Source organism: Paenibacillus sp. ISL-20, assembly GCF_018613005.1.
GTDB lineage: Bacteria > Bacillota > Bacilli > Paenibacillales > Paenibacillaceae > Paenibacillus_AQ.
In genome coordinates, this window is record NZ_JAGGRD010000023.1 from 230537 (window position 1) to 238896 (window position 8360).

The window sequence follows — 8360 nt, forward strand, 5'->3', positions numbered from 1 at the left end:
TGTTCATCCCCTTCTCGTTTATACCTGCCTTCTATTTGCCTCGCTCTTCGTTTACAGTGTCCAATAAGATATGTTCGATCTCTTGGTATCCCCGCTCCCGGGCATGCTGCAGGGGAGTTACGCCATTCAAGTCGGGAGTCCGAGGGTCCGCCCCATGCTCCAGCAGCAGCTTCACGATGCGCTGATAATTCTCACTGCCGTCACCGAGAATGACAGCCTCGAGCAGCGCGGTCCAGTTCAAGTTATTAATATGGTTCACATCGATGTCGGTCCGGGTCAGCAGCTCTTGAACAATCTCCACATGTCCGCGGTCGGAGGCCGGTATGAGAGCCGTCCCGCCATAACGGTTGGTCAACGTCACATCCGCCTCGGCTTCGATCGCCAACCGCAAAATGTCCATCATTCCTTCTGCACCGGCATACAAAAATACATTATTCAGTTGATGATCCCGAATATTGATATCAGCGCCAGCCTGGATCAAAGCCTCTACCGTTCCGACATGATTGTGGTAGGTTGCAGCCATTACCGCTGTTCTTCCCTGCTCATCCGTCGCATTGATGTTTGCGCCGGATTGAAGAAGCTGGCGTACTTGCTCCGGATTGCCTTGCTCGGCAAATTCAATGAGTTCACGATCCATATTCTGCACCTCTTCTTTCTCCAGATTAGGTTGACAGGCCGACAGGAAAAGGATCAATAGAATCGCTGATAAACGCAGCACTCGATGCTCCCTCCTCTTTCTATCGTGTATATTGGTATGCTAACATGAGACAGAACCATATGAAAAATACTTAAAAAATTGAATTCACTAAGGTTTTTCATATACAAGGAGGATTGTTTCAACCTATGGACATCAGACAGCTCCGGTATTTTATTGCCATCGTGGAAGAAGGTACGATCTCGCTTGCCGCCAACCGGCTTCATATTTCCCAGCCGCCTCTCAGTCAGCAGCTGAAAGCGATGGAGGAAGAGCTCGGGTCCGTCTTGGTATATCGTAGAGGCAAGCGGCTCGAAATCACCGAATCAGGTAAAACGCTGTATAAATATGCGCTCCAGATGACCCAACTCATGGAAGAGGCCAAAGCCGAGGTTAAAGAGGTCGGGAACGGTGATAAGGGAGCACTGAGTCTTGGCATCAATACATTATCTTCGGTAGAACTGCCGTCATGGCTGCAGGAGTTCAAAGCAAGATATCCTCAAGTTTCATATAAAATTCAGCAGAACGAGTCGTATCAGCTCTGTGAGCTCGTGAGAAACCGGTCGCTCGAATTAGCGATCGTCCGCCTGCCGCTCGAATTGGATGATTTCTCGATCCTTCATCTGCAGACGGAGCCTTTTTATATGCTCACCTCTGAGCCATCCATCGAACAAGAGATAACCCTCCCTCATATTGCGCAGTATCCGCTCATTCTGCCAAGCACGGAAGGGTTGGGCGTGTATTATACGATCCAGATGGCATTCTCGGAACAGAAACTCCAGCCGAACATCGCAGCCGAATGCTCCGACATTTCGCTGCTGCTGCGTTTGGTCGCTTCGGGTTTTGGCGTGGCGATCGTTCCCGAAACGCTGGTCAAGCAGCACTTGCCTGCTTCTGTTCATGCTTACAAAATTAAGGACACCCCGGCTGCGGCTTCCACAGCCTTGATCTGGCTGAGAGATCATCACGTCTCCAGAACGGCTCTGAACTTCATTGACTTGTTGACAAGTGCCCTATAACTACTTACTGCTTCCATAATCGGCCCCTCATAAAAAAGAAGTCAGAGCTAATGAAAGCTCTGTCCTCTGGGAAGAATTTATAGCTGTTATCTTGTCCGATACAATGAACCGGCAGCCTCCTGCTCCTGCTTCTGTCCTTGGGAGTGAAGATACAGCTCTTCATAATACCCATGGGAGTCCAGCAGTTCCTGATGCGTGCCTTGCTCCACGATCCGGCCTTTGCTCATGACCAAAATCCGGTCTGCGCCCATAATGGTTGATAGGCGATGGGCAATGACTAGGGTCGTTCGCCCTTCGGCCACGAGCTGCAGCGCGTTCTGGATCAGCTGCTCCGTGTGCGAGTCCAGATTGGCGGTCGCTTCATCAAGAATGAGAATCTTGGGCTGGAAGACGATGATCCGAGCGAAGGAGATCAGCTGCCGCTCGCCGGCGGACAGGCCGCTCCCCCGCTCCGACAACCGGGTGTCATAGCCTTCCTTCATCCTCATGATGATCGAATCCGCACCGATAAAGCGGCAAGCCTCGATCACCCGTTCCCTCGAGATGGTCTCATCGAACAGCCGTACATTGTCCAGCACCGTCCCGGAGTAGAGATACGGCTCCTGCTGAACAAGGCCTACCATCCGGTGCAGATCGGACTGTGCCAGCTCCCTAATGTCGATTCCATCAATCCGAATGCTTCCTTCGTTCACATCATAGAAACGGCATAGGAGACTGATGAGCGAGCTTTTTCCCGCTCCGGTAGTTCCGACGATCCCGATCATCTCTCCGGGGTTGATATGAAGATCCAGGTCCTGAATGACCGGTGCCCCGCCTTCGTAACCGAACGTGATCCGGTCAAAGTCAACGCGCCCCTCAACTTTTGCTTTCTCAATGGTCACCGGCTTGCGTTGATCGGTAACCTCAGGCTGAATCGCCAGGAGACCCCATATCCGGTTAATCGCCACCGTTGCCGACTGCAGCGTATTCCACTGCTGGGTGATCGTGTTGATCGGCTGGAAGAATAAACGGATATAAGTTATAAAGGCATACAGCACACCGAACTCCAGCGTTGTCCCCAGGACGGCTTGTCCGCCGAGCCAAGTCACGAACGCAATGGCCAAATTGTTCAATATTTCGTAGGAGCGGTTAAACAGCACATTCGTCCGGATCTCCCGAATGTTCGCTTTGAAGTAAGAGCCGTTCCGTACCTCGAACTGCTTCTCCTGCTCCTTCTGCTGATGGAACACTTGGGTCAGATTCATCCCCGATAGATTCTCCGCCACAAAGGCCACCAGCCGGGATAACCGCGTTCTGGCCATCTGATAGGTGTGGCGCATATAACGCCGAAACGCAATGGCGATCCCCGCAATGATCGGCAGCAGGATCAAGCAGTATAAGGTCAGCGTGACATCGAGTTGGAACATCAAGACGAGAATGAAGATCAAGGTGAAGCCGTCGCGGAACAGGCTGAGCAGAACCTGGTTAAAAAACTGATTGATCGCTTCGGTATCACTGGACACATGTGTAATCAAGCTGCCGCTCGGCACTTTATCGAAATAAGACATCGACAGTTTGGATATATGGGCAAACAGCCGTTTCCGAATGCTCGCTACAATGCTCTGCCCTGCCTTTTGCAGCAAATTATTTTGCAAATAGGTGAACACCATACTTAGCAGCGATAGCAAAAAATAAATACCGCAAATAACCATCAGGCTCCGAAAATCGTTCTTGCCGACCATCAGATTATCATCGATTGCGATTTTCATCAGGTACGGCTGCAGCAGCTCCGCCGATATGGCAATCAAGGTGCAGCCGATAAACCCGGCAAAGATCAGCCGGTATTCCTTCATATAACCCGATAAAGCACGAAATGTGGATATATATTTGGGCTTGGACTGAGGGGCATTCAGATCCGCCTTCTGGTCCAGCTGCCAATTGTTAATGGCCTGTGCCATGATGCTTCATCCCCTCTTCCTGAATGTCATGCAGCGTCCGGTACAGTCCGTCCTTCGACAGCAGTTCTTCATGCGTACCCCGCTGAACCATCTCTCCCTGATCCAGGACGATGATCTCATCAGCATGTTTCAGTGCACTGATCCGGTGAGCAATAATGATCGTAGTCTTCCCAGCGCGGATATCCCGGATCGTCTCCATGATTTCCGTCTCCGTCACCGCGTCGACGGCGCTTACGCTATCATCCAGAATGAGGATAGGTGCATCCTTGATCATTCCCCGTGCAAGGCTTGTCCGCTGGCGTTGTCCTCCGGAAAGCGTAATGCCGCGCTCCCCGAGGCGGGTTTCGAACTTATCCGGAAACTCCGCGATGTTGTCATACACGCGTGCTTTTCGCGCTGCTTCCTCAACGACAGCCGGCTCTGTGTCCCGTTTATAGAAGGCAATATTCTCGCGGATGGTCGAGCTGAACAGGAAGCCATCCTGGGGAACATAGGCGATCCCTTCGCGCAGGCTTTTTAATGTAAGCTTCCGAATATCCACGCCCCCGATCAGCACTTTCCCTGGAGGCGGATCGTAGGTGCGCAGCAGCAGCTTCATCAACGTAGTCTTGCCGCTTCCCGTTCGGCCAATGATGCCCAGCGTCGATCCAGGCGGAACATCCAATTGAATGCCGCGCAGAACCTGTCTAGCCCCCTCCTCTTGACCATTCACATCATCATAGGAAAAGGATAAATCACGCACTTCGATGCCTGGAATCTCCTGATTCAGCTCCTTGGCACCAGGCAGTTCCTTAATGTCGGCCTGCTTGCCAAGCAGGTCGTTCAATCGGTCAAGCGAAGCTCTCGCGCGCTGAACGACATTAATGACATTGCCAATCTGCTGCAGCGGATTCATCAGCATGCGAATGTAAAGCGTCAATGCGACAAAGTTTCCGACCGTAATGCTGCCCAGAATCGTTAGGTAACCGCCGAATAAGAGGGCGATAATGAGTGAGGTGGCACCCAGAAACGGAATGATCGATTGAAAGAGCGATGACACGCGAACCAGCCGCAGCTGCTTGTCCCGGATGCGGTCCACCGTCGTCCCAAAGCGCCGCTTCATCGTGTCTTCCACCGCGAACTTCTTGGTGACACGGATCCCTCCAAACTGCTCCTCTGCGGATTCTGTCATCAAACCCAGTGCTTCCTGTACCTGCAGCGATCTTCTCCTGATAATCGGTCCGAGCCAAACAACAATAACCGGAATCAGCAGCAAAGGGGCGATGCTCGCAGCCACCAGATACAGCGGTACGTTCGTTATTAGCAGCATGACGATCGTGGAGACCAGAAGGATGGAGGAGTTTGCTGTCTGATTGATCCCCATCGAGATGGCTTCCCTTACTGTCGTCACGTCATTCATGAAATAACTTAGCAGCTTGCCAACGCCATTCTTGGAATAAAATCGCTCACTGAGTTCCGTAAAGTGGACAAACAATCGGCGCCGGTTCATAAATTCGAAATACCGTCCCGTGTACATCACCAGAAACTGACCGATGCCGCCGATGACGGCAAAGCCGACGCCGATTCCCAGCAGCGTCCAGCTGTAACGCACGATGCCATCGACAGACAATAAACCATCCTTCAGTTCATCCGTGAAATTGCCCAGCACCCTCGGGAAATTCACGTGAATGATGTTAGCAACCAAATGGCAGCAAACCGACAATACATAAAACGGCCACGTCTTCCTGAAAAAATCTCCAAGTATTCGATGAGAGTCCAATGTCCCATATCACTTCCTGTCCCGTTGTTGGATTGATTAGTCCGTTACGTTTTCCTCCTTCCATACGTTTGCTGTGATACTCCCATATTAATAGGTTCTAGAAATAAATCGGTCCTCCTTCCTAACCGGCATATGATTTATTCAAATTTAGACATACTAGAGTAACAATAATCGATGTAATTTCACTCCAATCATCTAAAGAAAAAAAGCCGCAAACATCGGTCGCGACTTTTTTTAAAAGGTGTTCCTATGGATGACATGGATGACGCCATCCTGATTTTCGACTCAAGCTCACACGGCCAACCAAGGTGCCGGCTCGCCCGAATAGGTCAGCGATAGCTTATGCATAGCCCGGGTACAAGCAATGTAGAGTAAGCTTCGATCCATCTCGGAACGATAGTTTTCGGCGTCCGCAAAAGGAACGATAACTTGATCGAATTCCAGGCCCTTTGCCATATGGGCGAAGGTGATCGTAATTCCATCCTGAAAACGGTCGCTGCTAAAATCGAGCAGATTCACGCTGCCCTCAAGCTCCCTGATGGACTCATACATCTGCCGGGCCTGCGAAGACGTTTTGCATAGGATCCCCATCGTCTGCATCCCGGAATCAAAAAAGTGACGGCTAAGCTCTTGAATGAACTCCAGCTCCTCCCGGGCGTCACGACACCGGATCACCTGCGGTTCTTCTCCATGCCGTTCCACGGGAATCATGGTGCTGCCCGGATGGATTCGCTTCGCGAGTCCCATAATCTCCATCGTGGAACGATAGCTTTTTAACAACTCCATCGTATCGGCATGTGGAAACACGCCCTTGATATCATGCAGTGAAGTGGACGTATATACGTTGACCGACTGGTTGCTGTCCCCAAGAATCGTTTTTTTGCACGAAAACCATTTGGAGAGCACGGCATATTGAATCGGTGTATAATCCTGCATTTCATCGACGAGCAGATGTTTCACCATATCGTATGATGTGCTTCCCTCCAAATACATTTTGAGATACAGCAGCGGAAAAACGTCAGCATACTCGATCATTTTCCTTCCTTTCATGACGAACATGTCCGGTATGTTCCTATACGAGAAGAATTCCTTGTACATGCTGAGCGCATTTTGAAATTTGAACATTTTCTTGATCGCGGTTTTGACCTTTTTGGCTTCTGCCGCAGTCAGTCTCTCCCCATCCTCTGTACGAACCCGACCTGACAGGATGGAGGCCGTCTTCTCCAAGCGCTGCCTGAGCGGCATGGTCATGATGTCAAGGTAAATGTCCCTGATCTCCGAAGCCAAAATACATACGCCCTTCAGCTGAATATCCGCAGGCAGGAGGAACTGCTCATCTGCATATTTCATATAAGCCTCCAGCTCGTGTACGAAGTGCATACTGGCCTTATACCGGATCCGTTCAATGACCTGCTCGTCATGGGTGCTCACGATTTCGTTCACCTGTTCGGAGAAGGTCTGAAACTGACATAATCCACCCAGCTCTTTGGCAGCAAGCTCCTCCATCGTAACCTCCATGATTTTCTCTTCGCCAAGCTCTGGCAGAACGTTGGATATATAATCGGAGAACACTTTATGGGGGGATATAATGAGCACGTTGCTGGAAGTCAAGGTCTCCTTATGGCGGTACAACAGAAACGCTACCCTATGCAGAGCCACTGAGGTTTTCCCTGAGCCTGCCGCCCCCTGTATGATCAGCTCATTTGCGGTTTCGTTTCGTATGATGGCATTTTGCTCCTGCTGGATGGTAGCCACAATATTCTTCATCTTCTCGTCCGACGTGCTGCTGAGCTCCTTCTGCAGAACGTCGTCATTGATGTTCATGGAGCTCTCAATCATATATTCCATATGGCCGTCTTTGATTTTGTACTGCCTTTTGACGGTAATTTCGCCTTGCATCCTGCCCATGGGCGCTTCATATGACGCAGAACCGACATTGTAATCATAGAACAAGCTTGCTACCGGCGAGCGCCAATCATAGATGAAATGCTCCTGACTCCCTCCTTCCGTGAAAGAATGGATGCCGATATAGTAAGCACCTTCTTCCATCGTTTCATTCGTTCGGAAATCCACCCTGCCAAAATACGGCGAGGCCAGTAGTTTCCGAATCTTTTGCAGCCTGGCCACCGTCTTCTCTCCCGTATCAATTGATAAGGAAATATCAACCCGGTTGGCCGCTCGTTCCGCCGCATCCAATTGGGCCATGTTCACCCACAGATATTTCTTCGCTTCAATGATATCCTTATACGAATCGGACACCTTCCCCTCTAATTCCTCCGATGCTCGGTAAAGCTCCTTTAATACAAACTCTAGATATTCCCGCTCTGCGCTTTCGCTTGGATTCAGCATTCGTAAATTCCCCCTCTATGCTAAAGAATAGCTCTAAGTATAGGGGTTTCCCGAAAAAAATATAGACTTATACTTTCCGTTGTAGTATTGTGTATTTATCGTGGGTCCAAAAATACCTATACGATTCACATCAACCATAATGACGATACATAATCGAGTAGGAGGGGGCGGCTAACCCCCGTCCTCTCACACCACCGTACATGCGGGTCCGCATACGGCGGTTCCAAAAGGTTAACAAAGCTCCAGATAACGAGAAAGTAAACTTTTCAGCCCTTTCGCTTCCCAATAAGAAGTTGGAAGGGCGTTATTTGTGTTCCGAGACATTTCCCAGGCACCTCGGCGGGAATTTGCCATCCTGAAAGCTGCCCAGTCTGGTACGCCAAGGGCCCGTAGTTCGCGCAGACGCGTCCGCACTCGTTTCCATTGTTTCCACAAGCACATTCGGAGTCTTCTCCGAATCCACTGGTCGAATCTCTCGCAGTGCTTCTTGGCAGAAGCTATCCGGAAATAGCCCATCCAGCCCATCAGGTATCGGTTCAATCGGGAGATTCGCTCTTCCATCGATATGGACCGACTACGATTCGTTAGTTCTCGGACTTTCT

The 8360-nt window shown here is 50.4% G+C and carries 6 protein-coding genes; 1 reads left to right on the top strand and 5 read right to left on the bottom strand.

Annotated features, from left to right (window positions below; all coding sequences use genetic code 11):
* Positions 1-31 precede the first annotated feature (31 nt).
* Positions 32-718, bottom strand: coding sequence for an ankyrin repeat domain-containing protein (locus J7E85_RS14500; protein WP_353049500.1), 687 nt, complete (start codon positions 716-718; stop codon positions 32-34).
* Between the two features lie 125 nt (positions 719-843).
* On the opposite strand from J7E85_RS14500, the gene J7E85_RS14505 reads away from it, so the two are divergent.
* Entirely contained in the window at positions 844-1713 is an 870-nt protein-coding gene (locus J7E85_RS14505) for a LysR family transcriptional regulator (RefSeq protein ID WP_215158856.1), read from the top strand.
* 86 nt (positions 1714-1799) lie between these two features.
* Here the strand turns inward: J7E85_RS14505 and J7E85_RS14510 are convergent, their stop codons facing one another.
* The 4 genes from J7E85_RS14510 to J7E85_RS14525 all read right to left on the bottom strand — a co-directional run.
* Positions 1800-3650 (bottom strand): ABC transporter ATP-binding protein, encoded by a 1851-nt coding sequence (locus J7E85_RS14510; protein WP_215158858.1) that lies wholly within the window; start codon positions 3648-3650, stop codon positions 1800-1802.
* Entirely contained in the window at positions 3634-5409 is a 1776-nt protein-coding gene (locus J7E85_RS14515; RefSeq protein ID WP_215158860.1) for an ABC transporter ATP-binding protein, read from the bottom strand. The genes J7E85_RS14510 and J7E85_RS14515 overlap by 17 nt, the downstream gene beginning before the upstream one ends.
* 291 nt (positions 5410-5700) lie before the next feature.
* Complete coding sequence (locus tag J7E85_RS14520) at positions 5701-7758, bottom strand: HelD family protein (RefSeq protein WP_215158862.1); 2058 nt, start codon at positions 7756-7758, stop codon at positions 5701-5703.
* Positions 7759-7989: 231 nt separating this feature from the next.
* Positions 7990-8360 (bottom strand): group II intron maturase-specific domain-containing protein (locus J7E85_RS14525; protein WP_285228816.1); only part of this gene is annotated, 371 nt, incomplete at its 5' end.